At 52.0% G+C, this 17,418-nt stretch carries 14 protein-coding genes; 13 read left to right on the forward strand and 1 reads right to left on the reverse strand.

The window, feature by feature from the left end; genetic code table 11:
• The first annotated feature begins 341 nt into the window (after nucleotides 1–341).
• The 13 genes from HMPREF1548_RS28470 to HMPREF1548_RS28535 all read left to right on the forward strand — a co-directional run bounded on the left by HMPREF1548_RS28470 (nucleotide 342) and on the right by HMPREF1548_RS28535 (nucleotide 15,251).
• On the forward strand, nucleotides 342–1,400 hold the full coding sequence (locus tag HMPREF1548_RS28470; RefSeq protein ID WP_021640383.1) for a substrate-binding domain-containing protein: 1,059 nt from the start codon (nucleotides 342–344) through the stop codon (nucleotides 1,398–1,400).
• Nucleotides 1,401–1,668: 268 nt separating this feature from the next.
• A complete protein-coding gene (locus tag HMPREF1548_RS28475; RefSeq protein ID WP_021640385.1) occupies nucleotides 1,669–3,324 on the forward strand; it encodes a GH39 family glycosyl hydrolase in 1,656 nt (551 codons plus the stop codon).
• 163 nt (nucleotides 3,325–3,487) lie between these two features.
• The gene (locus HMPREF1548_RS28480) at nucleotides 3,488–4,171 is read left to right on the forward strand and encodes an aspartate/glutamate racemase family protein (protein ID WP_021640386.1); all 684 of its coding nucleotides are present in this window, start codon (nucleotides 3,488–3,490) and stop codon (nucleotides 4,169–4,171) included.
• 13 nt (nucleotides 4,172–4,184) lie between these two features.
• Complete coding sequence (locus HMPREF1548_RS28485; RefSeq protein WP_035324411.1) at nucleotides 4,185–5,030, forward strand: transketolase; 846 nt, start codon at nucleotides 4,185–4,187, stop codon at nucleotides 5,028–5,030.
• A gap of 1 nt (nucleotide 5,031) precedes the next feature.
• Complete coding sequence (locus tag HMPREF1548_RS28490; protein WP_021640388.1) at nucleotides 5,032–5,973, forward strand: transketolase family protein; 942 nt, start codon at nucleotides 5,032–5,034, stop codon at nucleotides 5,971–5,973.
• 63 nt (nucleotides 5,974–6,036) lie between these two features.
• Entirely contained in the window at nucleotides 6,037–6,921 is an 885-nt protein-coding gene (garR, locus tag HMPREF1548_RS28495) for a 2-hydroxy-3-oxopropionate reductase (protein ID WP_021640389.1), read from the forward strand.
• Between the two features lie 73 nt (nucleotides 6,922–6,994).
• Entirely contained in the window at nucleotides 6,995–7,783 is a 789-nt protein-coding gene (locus HMPREF1548_RS28500; protein WP_051358507.1) for a sugar phosphate isomerase/epimerase family protein, read from the forward strand.
• Nucleotides 7,784–7,853: 70 nt separating this feature from the next.
• Nucleotides 7,854–9,020 carry a glycerate kinase family protein gene (locus HMPREF1548_RS28505; RefSeq protein ID WP_021640391.1) on the forward strand — a complete coding sequence of 389 codons (1,167 nt, stop codon included), beginning with the start codon at nucleotides 7,854–7,856 and terminating at the stop codon, nucleotides 9,018–9,020.
• A gap of 156 nt (nucleotides 9,021–9,176) precedes the next feature.
• A complete protein-coding gene (locus HMPREF1548_RS28510; RefSeq protein WP_021640392.1) occupies nucleotides 9,177–10,310 on the forward strand; it encodes a M23 family metallopeptidase in 1,134 nt (377 codons plus the stop codon).
• 65 nt (nucleotides 10,311–10,375) lie between these two features.
• Nucleotides 10,376–10,564: a type II toxin-antitoxin system RelB/DinJ family antitoxin gene (locus HMPREF1548_RS28515; protein WP_021640393.1), complete on the forward strand. Its 189-nt coding sequence runs from the start codon at nucleotides 10,376–10,378 to the stop codon at nucleotides 10,562–10,564.
• Nucleotides 10,565–10,930: 366 nt separating this feature from the next.
• Nucleotides 10,931–13,639 (forward strand): alpha-L-rhamnosidase, encoded by a 2,709-nt coding sequence (locus tag HMPREF1548_RS28525; protein WP_021640395.1) that lies wholly within the window; start codon nucleotides 10,931–10,933, stop codon nucleotides 13,637–13,639.
• A 212-nt stretch (nucleotides 13,640–13,851) separates the two neighbouring features.
• Nucleotides 13,852–14,625 carry an EFR1 family ferrodoxin gene (locus HMPREF1548_RS28530; RefSeq protein WP_021640396.1) on the forward strand — a complete coding sequence of 258 codons (774 nt, stop codon included), beginning with the start codon at nucleotides 13,852–13,854 and terminating at the stop codon, nucleotides 14,623–14,625.
• 107 nt (nucleotides 14,626–14,732) lie between these two features.
• The gene (locus HMPREF1548_RS28535; protein WP_021640397.1) at nucleotides 14,733–15,251 is read left to right on the forward strand and encodes a nitroreductase family protein; all 519 of its coding nucleotides are present in this window, start codon (nucleotides 14,733–14,735) and stop codon (nucleotides 15,249–15,251) included.
• Between the two features lie 94 nt (nucleotides 15,252–15,345).
• On the opposite strand, the gene HMPREF1548_RS28540 is transcribed toward HMPREF1548_RS28535, so the two are convergent.
• Nucleotides 15,346–17,406 (reverse strand): DUF5054 domain-containing protein, encoded by a 2,061-nt coding sequence (locus HMPREF1548_RS28540; protein ID WP_021640399.1) that lies wholly within the window; start codon nucleotides 17,404–17,406, stop codon nucleotides 15,346–15,348.
• Between the last annotated feature and the right edge of the window lie 12 nt (nucleotides 17,407–17,418).

Raw genomic sequence — 17,418 nt, forward strand, 5'->3', positions numbered from 1 at the left:
CCCCCGGTGATCGATGGATCACCGGGGGCGCGGCTTTTTTTGAAAAGAAAGAGAAACGGTACATTATAAAAAAGCAAAAAAGATTAATATTATTGACAAGCAAAATAGAGTGATATATTATTAGTAAAAATGATGAATAAATAGCCTTAAAAAACAGTGTAAATTACAAGTTTGGACAAATTATAAAAGAGGTTTTATGGAAAATTCTGATTTTTGTATTATGATTTGGGTTAAACCAAATGCATAAATTGTATAAAATATACAAAAATATAAAAATTACCTGATTGTAGATATTTACCAAAGGTTTTGCCGAAAACAAAGAAATGAGGTGCTGTAAAATTATGAATCAGGAGAATAAAGAAATTGCGGACATCCTGCGCAGAGAAGTAAAGCAGCTGCAGTCCGACCGGCTGATTAAATTGGAGTCGGAAAGAAAACTCGAACGGAGGCTTATGGTTGGCAGGCAGCGTATCCGGGAAGTAATTAATCAGCTCGTATCCGAAGGGCTTCTTATCAAATATGAAGGGAAAGGCACATATGTCACACCCATTGTTAAAAATAAATACATAAATCTTATATGTTCTCCCAGCATCAAACTTAATGATCCCTTTTATAACAGGATGCTTATGGAGCTGACTGGCTATTCGGCAAAAAATAGCGTAAACATGATTCCATTGACTTTGGAAACGCTGGAAAACGGTGATATGATTTCACCGGTCCTTATGATTGGTAAGTTTGAAGAAGAAAATCTGCAGAAAATAAAAAAAATATACCCCCATATCATTTCTTTTGAAAATTATCCTAATCATGATGATTTTGCACAGATATATTTCGATCATTTTAAAATCGGTATGAATGCAGCTAAGGTTTTGAGTGGCTATGGACATAAGAAGGTAATACATATCACCGGGCCTGGTACTTATGCCTCAGCTCTTTACCGTAAGAACGGTTTTATCAGAGGGGCAAGAAAAAATGGGATTGAGAATGTAATTCTGGAAAGCAAAATGAACTTCAGGGGAGGCTACGATCTTGCAGAACGGGTGGCTAATCTGGTCATGTTTCATAAATACACGGCGATATTTGCAGCAAATGACTGGATGGCGATTGGATTAATTCAGGCGTTGAGGACAAAAGGAATTGAAGTTCCGGATCAAGTTTCCGTGCTCAGTGTAGATAATATACCGTTGGCAGGGCAGTTTGCTCCAGCGTTAACAACCTATTCTCTGGATGCAAATATGATGATTGCAGAATGCTTTTCATTGATGGATGCTGTGGATAACCGTATGGAAAGCAATGATGTTGAGGAGCAGAAGTTCCATAAGAGAATAATTCTGCAGCCGGTGCTGATAACCAGGGATACACTTAAAAAACGGGAGGAACAGCCTCATCCCGGCAGCTGATTTATAAGCCTGGCTGTATGATGAAAAAAAGAATGTCCTTCCCCTGAAAGAGACAGGACCGTGTTAATTGTGGCATGTTATTTTACAGATAGGCGTACAGTGACCGGAATAGGGGATTAAAAATCGGATTTCCTGCTGCAGGCAGCGGGGAACCTGGCCCTTGCGGTAATTGCCAGGCAGAGAAGGGAACCTTTGGTTTTCAGCATAGGTGGCAGTCTGGCTGGTGATACCCGGGTAAATATAAATTAAAAAAGCGGAGGAAAAGCGGATGAACAAACAAGTAAATGTAAAGGTGGATGCAGGTGTTTCTATAGGGGTACAGGAACATCTCTGGCGTTACATTGGCTATGACGAGTGCAACTATACTTATATCCCTGAGGGAGTGGATTTATTGAAAAAATTTGCTGCACTGGGAGATGCCCCCTATTATTTCAGGACCCATTTCATGTTCTGTACGGGCAACTGCCATGGAACTTATAAATTCGGTTCCACCAATATTTATTGGGAAAACGAAAAAGGGGAGCCGGTTTATGATTTTACCTATTATGACTATATCATAGACGCATTTCTTAGTACCGGAAACAAACCCTTTATAGAGCTGGGCTTTATGCCAATGGATTTGGTGGATACCAATTATCTGAGACCGGCAGCGGGCAACTGGGAAAAATACGGACGATATAAAGAGGTAGGCTGGACCTGCCCTCCGAAGGATTATGATAAATGGCATGATTTCATTAAGGCGGTTGCATCCCACCTGGTGGAAAAATACGGGGCGGAAGAGGTAAAGAGCTGGTATTTCGAGCTTTGGAATGAGCCGGATATTTTCTATTGGAGCGGGACTGCGGCGGAATACTGCAAGTTATACGACTATACGGAGCATGCGGTGCATGAGGTGCTTCCGGAATTAAGGCTGTCAGGCCCTGCGGTAACCGGTATTTTTGAGGGCGGCCATGCGCAGAAGTTTTTCCGCTTTTTCCTGAACCACTGCAGGGACGGCGCGAACTTCTGTACGCAGGAAAAGGGAACACGGCTGGATTTCATTACCTTCCATGTTAAAGGCGGCGGCTTCCCGTTTGAAATGCATGCGCCCAAAGCCGTGCCTTCCGTAGAAAGCCTGGTGCATCAGGTGAAGCTGGGGCTGGATATCATTCAGGAGTACGGCTACCAGGACTGCGAGGTGGTGCTTTCAGAGGCGGACCCGGACGGCTGGGCAGCGGGCGGCATCTATGACAATGCCAACATGATTTTCAGAAATACGGAGTATTATGCAACCTACGTTGCTTCCACCTATGAAAAAATTGATCAGCTCAGCAGCCAGTACGGCATCCGGGTAAGGCCTCTTGCATGGGCATTCATGTTCCCGGGAGAAAGGTGTTTTGAAGGAACCAGAACCTTTACCACACAGGGAATCGATAAAGCTGTATTCAATATGTTTAAAATTTACGGCTCTCTGGGAAACGAAAAGCTTTCCTTTGAAAGCGATGGCACAAAGAAGCTTGAATTCCTGAAGGAGCCTGAAATCGGCGTAAAAAATCACAGCCAGTACACCGGCGAGGGCGAGGATACGGATGTGGCGGGCTTTGCCGTAAGAGGGAAAAACGGGGAAATCCAGATTGTTATTTACAGCCACTGCAACGACCGTGACAAGGTGGAGGATCAGAAAATCAGCCTGACGGTGGATGGAATCGGTGAAAAAGAGGTGAAGATCAGACATTACCGCATTGATTCCGAGCATTCCAACCCGTATGCGGAATGGGTGAGACAGGGCAGCCCGCTGTTCCCGGAAGGAGAGCAGTATGATGCAATTAAGGCAAGAGACGGCCTGGAGAAGCTGTGTGAGGATGAAACGGCTGCGGTTAACGGAGCCCTCAGCCTGGAATTCAGCCTGCCGGCGCATGCAGTCTCTTATCTGGTAATTGAGTAAAGCATTTGGCCGCGGGAAATGCCGGCCGTAAGAAAAGGTCAGCTGCAAGGAAATTCCGGCCATAAGGAAATACTGGCCATAAGGACACATAACAGGCTGCCAATTGGGACAGCTTCAGCTTCCGGCCTTTTGCAAAAGGGCCGGAAGAAAAAGGGGGTAAAATATGAGCATGGATTTAAGCGGAAAAACACTGGGGATTATTCACGCATCCCATATTACAATTCAGGCGATGGAGCCTTATATCAGGGAATATATTCCTGAAGTGGAAATCATGCATCTGTGTGACGATACGATCCAGCGGGATAACATTAAGGCAGGGGCAGGCGTTATCCCCAAGGTTAACTATTTTAAATTTGCCCAGTATGCGCATAATCTGGAGGAAGCCGGCGTGGATTTGATTCTTCTGGCATGTTCCACATTCAACTATGCGGCGGAGCTTGGCAGGCCGCTTGTAAATACGCCTATTGCGCAGATTGACCGTCCGATGATGGAAAAGGCTGTCAGGACGGGAAAGCGGATCGGCCTGCTGGCGACGCTTGCCACAACGGTGCCGTCCTCGGAAAGGCTTCTGGATATCGCGGCAGCGGAGGCGGGAATGCAGATAGAGCGGAAAACGGTTTTATGCAGCGAGGCCTTTGAAGAGTATTCCAAAGGAAATATTGCCAGGCACAACGAGATACTGGTGGAGGCAATTGACAGGCTTTCGGAGGAGGTGGACTGCATCGTTATGGCGCAGCTGTCCATGTCCGCGCTGGCGCCGTTTTTAAAGGATACCAGGGTGCCTGTGTATAACAGCGGTGAGACAGGGTTCTTAAGAGTCCGGGAAATGCTTGAAAACATGGAATAAGGAGGGGCCGGCAATGCTTAATCAGGAGAAAAAGCAGGAACTGGAAATACAGGCCAGGGAAATCAGGAAAGACATTGTAACGATGATCGGTGTGGGGAAGGCAGGACATCTGGGAGGCTCCTGTTCGCTGGCGGATATTGTTACGGTTCTGTATTTTTATAAAATGAGGCATAACCCGGCGCAGCCGGACTGGAAGGAAAGAGATCGTTTCCTGCTGAGTAAAGGGCATGCGGCGATTGTCCAGTATGCCGCTTTGATGGAATGCGGCTATTTTGACAAGGAAGCCTATATCCATACGCTGAAAAAGCTGGGAAGCCGTCTGCAGGGACATCCTGACATGAGAAAGCTTCCGGGCATTGAAGCCAATACAGGCTCTTTGGGACAGGGGGTATCCCTGGCGGCGGGACTGGCGGCAGGCCTTAAGCTTGACGGGCTGGACTCCAGGGTCTATGTGGCGGTAGGAGACGGTGAGCTTGCGGAGGGGCAGCTGTGGGAGGCTTTTATGGCGGCTTCCAATTTTAAACTGGACAATCTGCGTGTCATTATTGACAGAAACGGGCTGCAGGCAACCGGAAAGACCATGGATCGGTTCCGGATTGGCAGTATTGAGGACAAGATGCGTTCCTTTGGATTTGAGGTTATGGTAATTGACGGCCATGATATGGGACAGATTGCCGATGCTTTTGACAAAGCGGATGAAATCAGGGAAAAACCGGTCTGCATCATAGCCGATACCGTAAAAGGAAAGGGAATTCCGTTTGCAGAAGGGGTCGCAGCCTTCCATAATGGAACGCTTACGCAGGAGCAGTACGAAGAAGCGCTGCAGGCTTTAGGCTGTGTCAGCAGAACGGAGGCGTAAAATGGGGATACATAATCAGAGAAAAGAATATGGCAGCATGCTGGTGGAGCTGGGAAAGAAGAATCCGGATATCGTGGTGCTGGAAGCGGATCTGGGAAAATCCACCATGAGCTGTATGTTTGAGGAAGCATTTCCGGACAGATATTTTGAAATGGGGATTGCGGAGCAGAATATGACAAGCTTTGCGGGAGGCCTTGCGCTGGCGGGAAAGGTGCCGTTTACCAACACGTTTGCCGTTTTCGCCTCAGGAAGGGCGTATGATCAGATCAGGCAGAGCATTGCAACGGCGAAGCTGAATGTTAAGATCGTAGGATCCAGCTCCGGTATGTCGGATTTCGGAGACGGTGCGACGCACCAGTCCATAGACGATGTGGCAATTATGAGCGCAATTCCCAATATGACAGTATTCACGCCATGCGACGGGCTTGAGGTGCGCCGGGCGGTTGAGGCTGCGGCGCAGCTGGAAGGCCCCTGCTACATCCGGCTGTGCAGAAATGATCTGGAGGATATTTTCCCTGCTGATGCAGCCTACAGGATTGGTGAGCCTGTGGTTTTGCGCGAGGGGACGGATGTGACGGTTTTTACCCATGGAATTATGGCGCATGAAGCGCTGAAAGCGGCCGCAGCGGCAGAGAAAGAGGGGATCAGCGTAAGCGTGGTCCACATTCCCACCATCAAGCCGCTCAATGAGGAGGCGGTAAGAACCCTGTCGGCCGGGAAAAAGGGTGTTGTAGTCTGCGAAGAATGCAGCATTCGCGGCGGGCTGAATATGCTGGTCAGCTTTGCCCTCAGGGGAAGCGGCATTCCTATGGAAAGCGTCGCTGTCATGGATGTATTCGGGCAGTCCGCGTCCTCCCATGAGGAACTGCTGGAATATTATGGGCTGGATGCAAAGAGCATATATAGGAAAATCAGAAAGGCAGCGGGAAAACAGGAAATATAGCCGGATTGGGACTATTTACGGGACAGGCGGCGGAAGGCTGCAGAGCAAGGAGGAAATTTGCAAATGAAAATAGGTTTTATCGGTCTTGGAATCATGGGAAAACCCATGGCTAAAAATCTGCTGAAGGCAGGGTATGAGCTGAATATATGCGATATCAACAAGGATGCGGTGGCTGATGTAGCCGCCTCCGGCGGCAGGGCATACGATACGCCCAGGGAAACGGCGGCAGAAAGCGATATCATCCTCACCATGCTTCCCAACTCCCCTCATGTAAAAACTGTAATTGAAGGGAAGGACGGCGTCCTGGAAGGCATGAAGCCGGGAACGATCCTTGTGGATATGAGCTCCATTGATCCGAACGTTTCCATAGAGCTGGAAAAAGAGGTGGCGGCGGCCGGCGGGGAAATGCTGGATGCACCGGTGAGCGGAGGAGAACCCAAGGCGGTGGATGCCACGCTTTCCTTTATGTGCGGCGGAAAGCAGGAGGTGTTTGACAGGGTAAAGCCGATTTTGGAGAAGATGGGCTCCTCTATCGTTCTTGTAGGGCCAGTGGGAAGCGGGAATATGACCAAGCTGGCCAATCAGATTATTGTGGCGGTAAATATTGCCGCATTGTCTGAGGCCCTGGTTCTGGCTACGAAGTCCGGCGTAAATCCGGAGAATGTCTACAAGGCTATCCGCGGCGGGCTGGCAGGCAGTACGGTTATGGACGCCAAGGCGCCGATGATGCTGGACCGTAATTTTGATCCGGGCTTCCGTATCGAGCTTCATATCAAGGATCTGACGAATGCGCAGAATGCATCCAAGGCCGTTGGCATGGAACTGCCCATGACGGACAGGGTGCTTGATATGATGAAAAAACTCCAGGAAGAGGGGCTTGGAAAATGTGATCACGCAGCGGTGCTCCGTTATTATGAGGAACAGGAAAATATAGAGGTGAAACGCTGATTAATTTCGGCGATAGCTGTGAAGGGACGGAACAGTTATAAACGCTGACTGTTCCGTCAGGAAGGGGAAGGCTATGAAACTGGGATGCTGCCTGAATATGCTGGGGGACAGCAGCGAACCGATTGGCCGCAGATATATGAATTTGCTGTACCGGGCGGGGTATGATTACATGGAGCTTCCGCTGGCGCAGATAATGGAGCTTTCGGAGGCTGGATTTGAGGAGCTTCTTTCACAGATACAGGAGTCGGGAATTCCCTGTGAATGTTGCAATAATTTTTTCCCGGCTTCGGTAAGGCTGACAGGGGAAGAGGCCGATCCGCCCAAAATCAGCGAGTATGTAAAAGGGGCAATGGACAGGGCGGTCCGGCTGGGAGCGAAAATAATTGTATTTGGCAGCAGCGGCGCCAAAAATGTGCCGGAGGGGTTTGATTATCGCAGGGCTCTCTGCCAGACGGCAGATGCGCTCCGCATCATTGACGCTTTTGCGCTGCCCGCGGGAATCCGCATCGCCATCGAACCGCTCAACCGCAGGGAAAGCAATATTATATGCAGCCTGGAGGAGGGAGCGCTTCTGATGAAGGAAGCGGACAGGTCTTCCATCCGCCTGCTGGTGGATTATTATCATTTTATGATGGAAAAGGAGAGCCTGGAGACTCTTGGCGCGCTGACGGAGGATATCATACATGTGCATTTTGCAGAACCGGCGGGGAGAAGCTTCCCTACAGCGGAACAGGAAGCGTACAGGGAATTTTTCACCGTTCTAAAAGAGAAGGGATACGACGGCAGGGTGAGTATTGAGGCTTATGGGAAGGAGCCGGAGAAGGAGCTTGAGAAGGCGGTTTTTATAAGAAAATACTTGTAACTGTCAGGGATGGGACAGGTTCAAATATTTTTGATAAGCTCTATTGACGCCGGCATATGGGGAAGTGGGTATGGATATAAAAAAAGTGGTTTTGATTCCGGATTCCTTCAAAGGGACGCTATCATCCACCAGGGTCTGCGAAATTATGGACAGCAGCATAAAACGCCGATTCCCGGATTGTGAGGTGATACAGATCCCGGTGGCGGACGGAGGGGAGGGCACGGTGGACTGCTTCCTGCAGGCTGTGGGCGGCAGAAAACGGACGGTGCGGGTGCCCGGCCCCTTCCTGGATCCGGTGGCGGGTTTTTACGGAATCCTGGAGAATGAAGAAAGAATAGCTGTCATTGAAATGGCGGCATGCGCCGGACTTCCGCTGGCGGAGGGCAGGGAGAACCCGGAAAAGGCCAGCACCTATGGGGTGGGCGGGCTGATTGCGGATGCGCTGGAACAGGGCTGCAGGGAATTTGTGCTTGGCCTGGGCGGGAGCGCGACAAATGACGGCGGCTGCGGTATGGCGGCCGCGTTGGGAGTGCGTTTCCTGAATAAGGAAGGAAAGCCTTTTCTGCCTGTGGGCGGGAACCTTATGGAGCTTTGCAGCATCGATATGTCGGGACTTCATCCCGCCTTGAAGGAATGCCGGTTTACCGCCATGTGTGATATTGATAATCCCATGTATGGCCCGCTGGGCGCAGCCTGCATTTTCGGCCCCCAGAAGGGAGCGGATGAAGCCATGGTAAAAAGGCTGGATGCAGGGCTGCGGCATCTGTCCGGTGTGCTGGCAAGGGATCTGGGCAGGGATGTTTCCGGGCTGCCGGGCGCAGGAGCGGCAGGTGGCATGGGAGGCGGCGCAGCGGCCTTTCTGCAGGCGCAGCTGCGTTCCGGCATTGAAGTGGTTCTGGACACTGTCCGGTTTGATGAAAGGATAGAGGGGGCAGACGTTATTTTTACCGGAGAAGGAAGGCTGGACTGCCAGAGCCTGATGGGCAAGGTGGTGGGAGGCGTGGCGCAAAGAGCAAAACGCAAAGGGATTCCGCTGGTGGCAGTGGCGGGGAGCATTGATGAAAACACCGGGGATATCTACACCTCTGGCGTCAGCGCCGCGTTCAGCATAACGAGGAAGCCCGTCCCGTTCAGGGAGGCGCGTAAGTCCAGTGAAGAAAATCTGGCGTTTGCCATGGATAATATCTTACGGCTTCTGGCAATATCGGAAGGAAACAAAGCCGAGACAAAAGGGTGAGACGGGACCATGAGAGGAAGGCGGTGCCGTGAGAGCAGGGCGGCGCCGTGAGAAGAAGGCGGAGCCGGAGTTAATGCCAGAGGCATAGCCGCAGGTTAAAGGACTTAGCGGGCCTGTTCCTGCATATATTGGATAGAAAAGACCTTTGGAGCCGCCATGAAACGCTGCGGAAAATTAAAACATGCAATTTTAATAGAGCTGGTGCTTATCCTTCTGCTGCTTGCGGTCAGACAGGCCGGAGGAAGGCCTGCCAGCGTGAACTCAGATTCTGTGCTGATGGAGGAAAATGCAGAGGAAGAAACGGGAAAAGACTATATTAAGTGGGTGGACTTCAATGTTTCCTGTGAAGCCCTCAGTCAGGCCTATGAGACGGACGTGGATACCTACAGGGAGGATTATCACATTGACTGGATTTCCCTGCTTGCCTATACTGCGGCCAGGAACGGCGGCGAGTTTGGGAAACAGGCACTGAAGGATATGGATGCCCTGACGGAAAAGATAAAAAACGGGGAAACCACTCTGGAAGAGGCGACGGCGGATCTGAAGAACTATGATTATTTCCGCGAAGCCTACGATGCTGCGCTGGGCGGTATGGTAGGCGAGTTCCTGCTGCAGGAGCAGGATGAATCCGGGAATCTGGTATGGAAACGGAAATATGGCCTGAAGGCCTATTCACCCATTGCCAAGGGCTTCCCCTATACCGACTATGATGATTTCGGCTCTTCCAGAAGCTATGGTTACAAGAGGCCGCACCTGGGGCACGACATGATGGGCCAGATTGGCACCCCTGTGGTGGCTGTGGAATCAGGATATGTGGAGGTGATGGGCTGGAACCAGTACGGCGGGTGGCGAATCGGCATCCGCAGCTTTGACGGAAGGCGCTATTATTATTACGCCCACCTGCGCCAGGATTATCCGTTCGCGGAAGGCCTGGAGGAGGGCAGCGCGGTGACTGCCGGCGACATCATTGGCTACATGGGCCACACCGGGTATTCCAAAACAGAAAATGTGAACAACATTAAAACCGTCCATCTCCATTGGGGGCTGGAGCTGGTTTTTGACGAATCCCAGAAGGAATCGGACAACGAAATATGGATTGACTGCTACCAGCTTTCCCGCTTCCTCTATCTTAACCGCTCTGAGGCGGTGAAGGTGGATGACAGCAAGGAGTGGAAGCGGGTGTACGACATGGAGGATCCGGCGGTGGAAAAATACCTGGAGGAGCATGGAGACTCTGTTTCCGGAAATTCGGTTTCCGGGAACGGGGTGTCGGAGAATGGTTTGGAATAAGGGGAGCGTAATTGTATTTTTATTCCCGCGAGCAACGAGCCAAGTAGCCATGCTTGCATGGATATTTGGCGACTGCATTTAATATTTTTGTCCGCCAGTCGCTGCGGGAGGGTGGAATTCCCTTTGCAATCAAAACGGAACGCCCCAACAAGGAAACCATCGCTGCGCTGCTGAAGGCGGAAAGGATTGCGAAAGATCAGTCGGTAAAGGGCTACACCGATTTGGATGAACTGTTCGCAGAACTGAAGAAATGAGAGAAACCAAACTGACCGTAAAACCCACCACACAATTAAATGTTCTGGTATTGACCCTGGTCCGCACCGGGACACACGCTGATTTGTTTGGATAATAGAAACTGCACCGCCGCCGTATGGGAAAATTTTGCCTGTGCGGCGGTTTTTTCGTGTCCGGCATTTCCGCAGCCTTGGCGCTGATCCGGTTTAAAAGAGTCATAGAACTGCAGGGCTATATTCACTAATTCTCCAAAGGTCATAAAAAGACAGTCAAAAAGCCAATGACTATTTTCTCCCTGCATATTACAATAACCTGTATAAGCAAATCAAACACCCCACCGCAGGCAGCGGCCATCAAGCATGAAGCAGTAATAGGAGAAAAAACACATGAAGCTGACAAATTTAAAAGTGAATCATCTGAAGAACCCGCTGGGCTTTTGCGTAAAAAACCCGTCCTTTTCCTTCCAGGTGGAGGAAAGCACCGGCAGGCATCTGAAATCGGCCAGAATCAGGGTATCCAGGACGGAGGATATGACCGATCTGGTATATGACAGCGGAGAGAGGACGGATATTTCCTCCCTTTCCTTTACCCCTGAACAGGAATTTGAGGGCGGCATCCGTTATTATTGGGATGTATGCGCAGAAGCGGATAACGGGGATACCGGCATCAGCAGTGTTGCCTGGTTTGAAGGCGGCTGCAGGGAAGAGGAATGGAGCGCGGACTGGATTGCTTCCCCTCTGGATAAGGAAATCCAGCCGGTGATGTACCGTGAATTCACACTGGACGCCCCGGTATCTGAGGTTGCCTGTGCCAGGCTTTACATAACAGGGCTGGGCGTATATGAAGCCGGCCTGAATGGGGAAAAGGCCGGTGAGGAATATCTGGCTCCTTTTTACAACGATTACCGTTTCTGGATACAGTACCAGACCTATGATGTGACACAGCTGCTTTGTCCGGGAGAAAATGTGCTTTCCGTCATGCTGGGGGACGGCTGGTACAAGGGCCGATTCAGTTACCTGGATGAAGCGAGGGTGACGGAAATTTACGGCGATAAATTCCTTGCCGCCGCACAACTCCTGATTACCTACAAGGACGGCTCACAGCAGAAAATAACAACGGATGAAAACTGGAGATGCCTTCCGTCACCCGTTCTTTTTTCCAATATTTATGACGGCGAGGTCTATGATGCCAACAGGGATTTCCGGGACTGCTCCGGCAAAATCTGCGCCCGCGCGAAGGAAGAGGCCGTGCCCGTCAGCAGGGCATCCGCGCCGAAGGCGAAGCTGACCGAGCGCCTGAGCGTTCCGGTGACCATCCATGAGAGACTGCGTCCCGTCAGCCTCCTTATGACGCCGGCAGGGGAACAGGTTCTGGATTTCGGTCAGGAAATCACAGGCTGGGTGGAATTTGACTGTAAAGCGGAAAAAGGGACCCGGATTTATCTTCAATACGGGGAAATCCTGCAGGACGGTAACTTCTACAGGGACAACCTGCGCACCGCAAAAGCGGAATTCACCTACATTTCCGACGGCAGCAGCGCCCATGTGCGCCCGCATTTTACCTTCTATGGCTTCCGTTATGTGAAGGTGATCGGAATCACGCTTACGCAGGAAAATCTGGACAGCTTTGCCTTTGAGGCCTGCGCGGTTTATTCTGATTTGGAAAGAACAGGCCGGATCACCACCGCGGATGAAAAGGTGAACCGCCTGATAGAAAATACGCTTTGGGGACAGAAGGGAAACTTCCTGGATGTGCCTACAGACTGCCCGCAGCGTGATGAAAGGCTGGGCTGGACCGGAGATGCCCAGGTGTTCTGCCAGACGGCGTCCTACCATATGGATACGGCGGCTTTTTACCGGAAATATCTGAAGGATATGCGTTATGAGCAGCGGATCAACCAGGGCGCCGTACCCTTTGTCGTGCCGGATGTCCTTTCCGTGGCCCGTGAAAACATGGGGCAGGAAGCGCCGGATATGACGGCAAATACCTGGGGAGAGGCCGGTTCCTGCGCCTGGGGCGATGCGGCGACGATCATCCCCTGGACCCTGTACCAGTTTTACGGGGATACAGGCCTGCTGGCTGAAACCTATGAAAATATGAAGCAATGGACAGATTTCATCATCCATATGGATGAGACTTACTGCGGCGGCGGAAGGCTGTGGCAGGTGGGCTTCCATTTCGCGGACTGGCTGGCGCTGGATAATCCGGATAAGGACAGCTGCTTCGGAAGAACCGATCCTTATTATGTGGCTTCCGTCTATTACCTGTATTCCTCCCTGCTGACCGCAAGAGCGGCAGCCGTGCTTGGCAAAAAGGAGGACGAAGCCTATTACGGCAGGATTGCGCAGGAGGTCAGGGACGCTATCCGCAAGGAATATATTACGCCGGGCGGAAGGGTGGCGATCGATACGCAGACGGCGCTGGTGCTGGCGATTTATTTTGACATCATCCCTGAAGAATTCATGGAAAAAACAGCGTCCCGCCTGAAAAAAATGCTGCAGGAGAATGGAATGCATCTGAATACCGGTTTTGTGGGGACCGCTTATCTCTGCCAGGCGCTCACAAAGGCGGGGCTGGTAAAAGAGGCCTATACGCTGCTTCTACAGGAGGATTATCCCAGCTGGCTGTACGAGGTGAACATGGGAGCCACCACCGTCTGGGAGAGATGGAATTCCGTTCTGCCCGATGGGAAAATCAGCGGCACAGGCATGAACAGCCTGAACCATTACGCCTACGGGGCTGTTTCCGAATGGATTTACAGAAGCGTCTGCGGCATTGCGCCGGATGAAACGGCTGTCGGCTTTAAAAAGGCGGTCCTGGCACCCTGCCCGGACAGGAGGCTGGGCTGGGTGAAGGGCGAATTTTCCTCTGCGGCCGGTGTTTACGAAAGTGAATGGGCATATGAAGAAGATGGCATCCGCTTCCAGGTCCGTATCCCCTTTGACTGCACCGCCCGGTTTATTGTGCCGGATGGAATGGTCCTGAAGGCTGTGGATGGCGCTGAGCCGGAAGCGCAGAAGGCACTTTCCCTGGAAAACGTGAAGTCCCTTACCCTGGAGGCGGGAAGCTATCAGCTTCTTCTGCAGGAAGTTTAGAGTCTGTAATTTAGAGCTTGCAGCTTAGAGCCTGCGGCCGATTGACATCAGGCAAAAAGGAACCTATACTAACTGATATGGAATGGTTCATACAGCCGGAAAAATTTAGCCGCTGGCCATAGGAATCAATAGCGGCAGCAGGCGGCCGGCAAGAGTCTGGTTATCCGGGCTGTTATGATGCCGGCTACAAATAGGAAACGGGGGATTTTTGCATGCTTGACAAAGTATATGTGGTACATTTCAGTCCGGCGGGAAATACCAGGAAAGCCGCTCTGATGCTGGCCGGAGAGCTGGCGGCGCAGGTGGAGGAATATGATCTGACGCTCCCCTTGGGGGAACGGCGCAGCTTTGCACCATCGGATGTGGTGATTGCGGCGGGGCCGGTTTACGGCGGCCGGCTTCCCGGTGTGATGGCTGAAAGGCTTTCCCGTGTGCAGGGAAACGGCGCCTGGTTCATTTCCCTTGCGGTATATGGGAACCGGGCTTATGAGGATGCCCTTGCAGAGCTGGATGACAGGATGGAGCAGCAGGGTTTTTCCAGGCTGGCTTCAGCGGCTCTCGTTGCACAGCATTCCATCGTAACACAGCTGGCTGCGGGACGGCCGGATGGGCAGGACCGCAGGGAAATCGCCGAATTTGCCGGTGAGATTTTACATAAGCTGAAGACCCTGGCCGAAGGGAACAGGCCGGAGGAAAAAGCGACGCCGGGGAACCGTCCCTATAAAAGCTGGAAGCCCATGCAGGCCGTCCCTCAGATAGCAAAGGACTGTATCCGGTGCGGCCTCTGCGCACAAAAATGTCCCGTGGAAGCCATACCCGCCGGAGATCCGACGCAGACAGATCCGTCAAAATGTATTCTGTGCATGCGGTGCATTACCATTTGCCCGGAAAAAGCGAGAACTCTCCCTGCGCCGGTAACGGAGATGCTCAGCCAGAAGCTGGCGCCGTTCCTTTCTGTGAGAGGAAAAAACGAATGGTTTTTGTAAATGGCGGAAAAAAGTAACGGTTCAGACAAGCCTGCGCATTTGCTGCGCGGGCCGTACGGGTTCGTGGTGGCCGGGCATCCGGTCCATCGCGGGGAAAGGAGCAGGAAATGAATGAAACACTGAAGGTATTGACGGAGCGCAGAAGCGTGCGTTCCTATAAGGACGCGCAGGTGCCGGAAGAAACACTGCAGCAGATTCTTACGGCGGGAGAATATGCCCCCAGCGGCATGGGAATGCAGCCGGTGGTGATGGCGGTGGTACAGGATAAGGAAACTATCCGGCAGATGTCCCGCATGAATGCGGCGGTGATGGGAAATGACAGCGATCCTTTTTACGGTGCGCCGACGGTGGTGGTGGTTTTTGCAGACAGCCGCAGGGGAACCTGTGTGGAGGATGGAAGCCTTGTAATGGGCAACCTGATGAATGCCGCTTTCTCCCTGGGTGTTGACTCCTGTTGGATCCACCGGGCCAGAGAGGTTTTCCAGACGGAGGAAGGAAAAGCCCTTATGAAAAAATGGGGACTTGGCGAAGAATATATCGGCATCGGAAACTGCATCCTGGGTTATGGCGACAAACCGCTTCCTCAGGCGAAACCGAGAAAAGAAGGCTTTGTCATCCGGGCATAACAGCGGGGATGCAAAGCAAGTATATGAATCTGTGAAGGAAACGCGGGCTGCCGGCGATGGGCAGCCCGTTTTTTTGCGTACCCGGAGGGCGCAGCTAAGATAAACTGATGTCAAAGGCAAACCGCATATCTTCTTCAAACCACTGTTTAAAATTGGTTCCCCACCGGTTGTTGTACAAAAGGAAAAAGAAGCCCTGGGAAAGCTCAGGCATGCTGTTGTCCGGCTGGTACAGCTTTTTACCGCCCAAAGACACAAGCGGCGCATCCGTCGGGGTGATATGGAGCCTGCTGTCTGCGCCAGTATAGGACAGGTCCTGCACAACATGCAGCTGCCGGTTTCCGTTGGAAACCACATTGGAAGGGGAAAGGGCCGCGCCGCTTTTAACCATCTGCCAGCAGGAGGGATTTTCCACCTCCGGACGTATGCCAAGCCATAATGCTTCCGGGCTTCGCAGCGCATCCTTATCCTTCCAGAACAGCTCCAGATGGATATTCCCTTCGGTGAACCTGTATACTGCCAGGGCCTCCCTGGGGCAGCCGTACTGCTCGCTGGCCTCCGGAGGAAATATAAGGCGGATATACAGCTGTCCTCCGCTTACATGGATGGAAGCGGGGAAAGGACGGCAGGTACGATGTTGGATTTCAGGATGGTAGCGAAGTCCCGGTTTTCCGAAGTCAGGCTCCGCCCAGTGGAAGTTCTCCCCCAGATCCCGGCCGTATTCAAAATAACAGTCATCCACTTCCTTTCCGCCAAAGGTTTCATATTCCAGCAGACCGATGGCGCCGGATATTTCCCGTTTTTGTCCGTTGGCGCTGAAGGAAATATGCGTCAGCTCCCCGCTGGATCCAACGGTTACCATACAGGGGCCGGCCTGAAGGGGCGTATAGGCGCGGCAGGGCACGGCACAATCGGGCAGCGCCGGATAGGAGAAGGAAAAGGAAGCCTGCGCTTCTTTTTTCAACGCATCAGGCAGCGCCCCCAGGGCGCGGGTGATGTAGTCCCTCTGTTCCTGATGGGAGCTTTCAAACAGGGAATAGGAGGAGCACTGTCCGCCGCGGACCTTTTTGTAATCCTCCAGTTCGGGGAGCAGCGCCTGGAAGATATGCTGGTTCTGCGGAGAAAAAAGCGCGTAGGAGGTGATATCCTTTTTCCGGGCTTCGGCAAAGGCCCTCTTTTCCCAGTTGGTGAAATCAAGCAGGAATTTCTTGGTATCCATCCCCCAGGTGTGTTCGCAGATCAACAGGAGATTTTCCATCAGCGTATCATAGGCCGGGCTTTCCTGTGCCAGCCGGCCCTCAGCCAGCCATTTTTCCTTCAGGAGAAGCAGGCGTCTGTACCAGGATACCTTCAGGGGATCGCTGGCGGCGCCGTGAATCCAGGTATCGCCGATTTCCGCTTCCAGGACGGGCAGGCTGTCCCTCACCTGCCGGATTTCCTCCGCGAATTCGTCAAGAGTCCCCGCTTCGATATGTGCCTGGGGATACTGCGCTGCCAGCCGGGCATACAGCTGCTCCAGCTCTTCGGGAGAGGGCGGGGCGGAATTGTCATGGGCATGATAGAAAACGAGCGCGGCTCCATTTTCCAGTAGGGTGACATTCCCATATTCCGCGGCATAGTTAACTGTGATTTCTTTGCCGCCAAAACGCCAGCGAAACAGGGAGGGGACGGAAGGCACCCGGGAAGAGGCATTTACCCCGATATGGAGGAATTCAATCCCTGCGTCGGAAAGCGTGGGAACCAGGCCTATGGTATGCCCCGGGACGTCCGTCATTTTGGCAGCCAGCGTGGTGACGCCGAAACGGCGGTCAAGCGCCTGTGAAATGGAAAGATCATAATCCATCAGCCGCCTGTCCATCAGTTCGGTATGGGTAGTGCAGGCCAGCCCGTGCCAGCGGATGAAGCCGGCGCGGATGGCCTGTTCCAGCCGGACGCAGGCATCCGGTTTTGCATGCTCCAGATAATAGCGTATGAGGTAGGAGCCTACCGTCCAGACGAATTTTTTCTGCGCCCCGGTATTGACACGGAAAGCCAGCTCCACCGCTGCAGGGATAAAATCATCACAGTATCGGCGGAGCACGTCTTCCGCCAGCCCTGTAAAACCGATGTCCAGGTGGGTTTTAAATACCACAATAACCTTTTTTGCAGTAATATCCATATTTTAAGTAAT

Source organism: Clostridium sp. KLE 1755 (assembly GCF_000466465.2).
Taxonomy (GTDB): domain Bacteria; phylum Bacillota; class Clostridia; order Lachnospirales; family Lachnospiraceae; genus Eisenbergiella; species Eisenbergiella porci.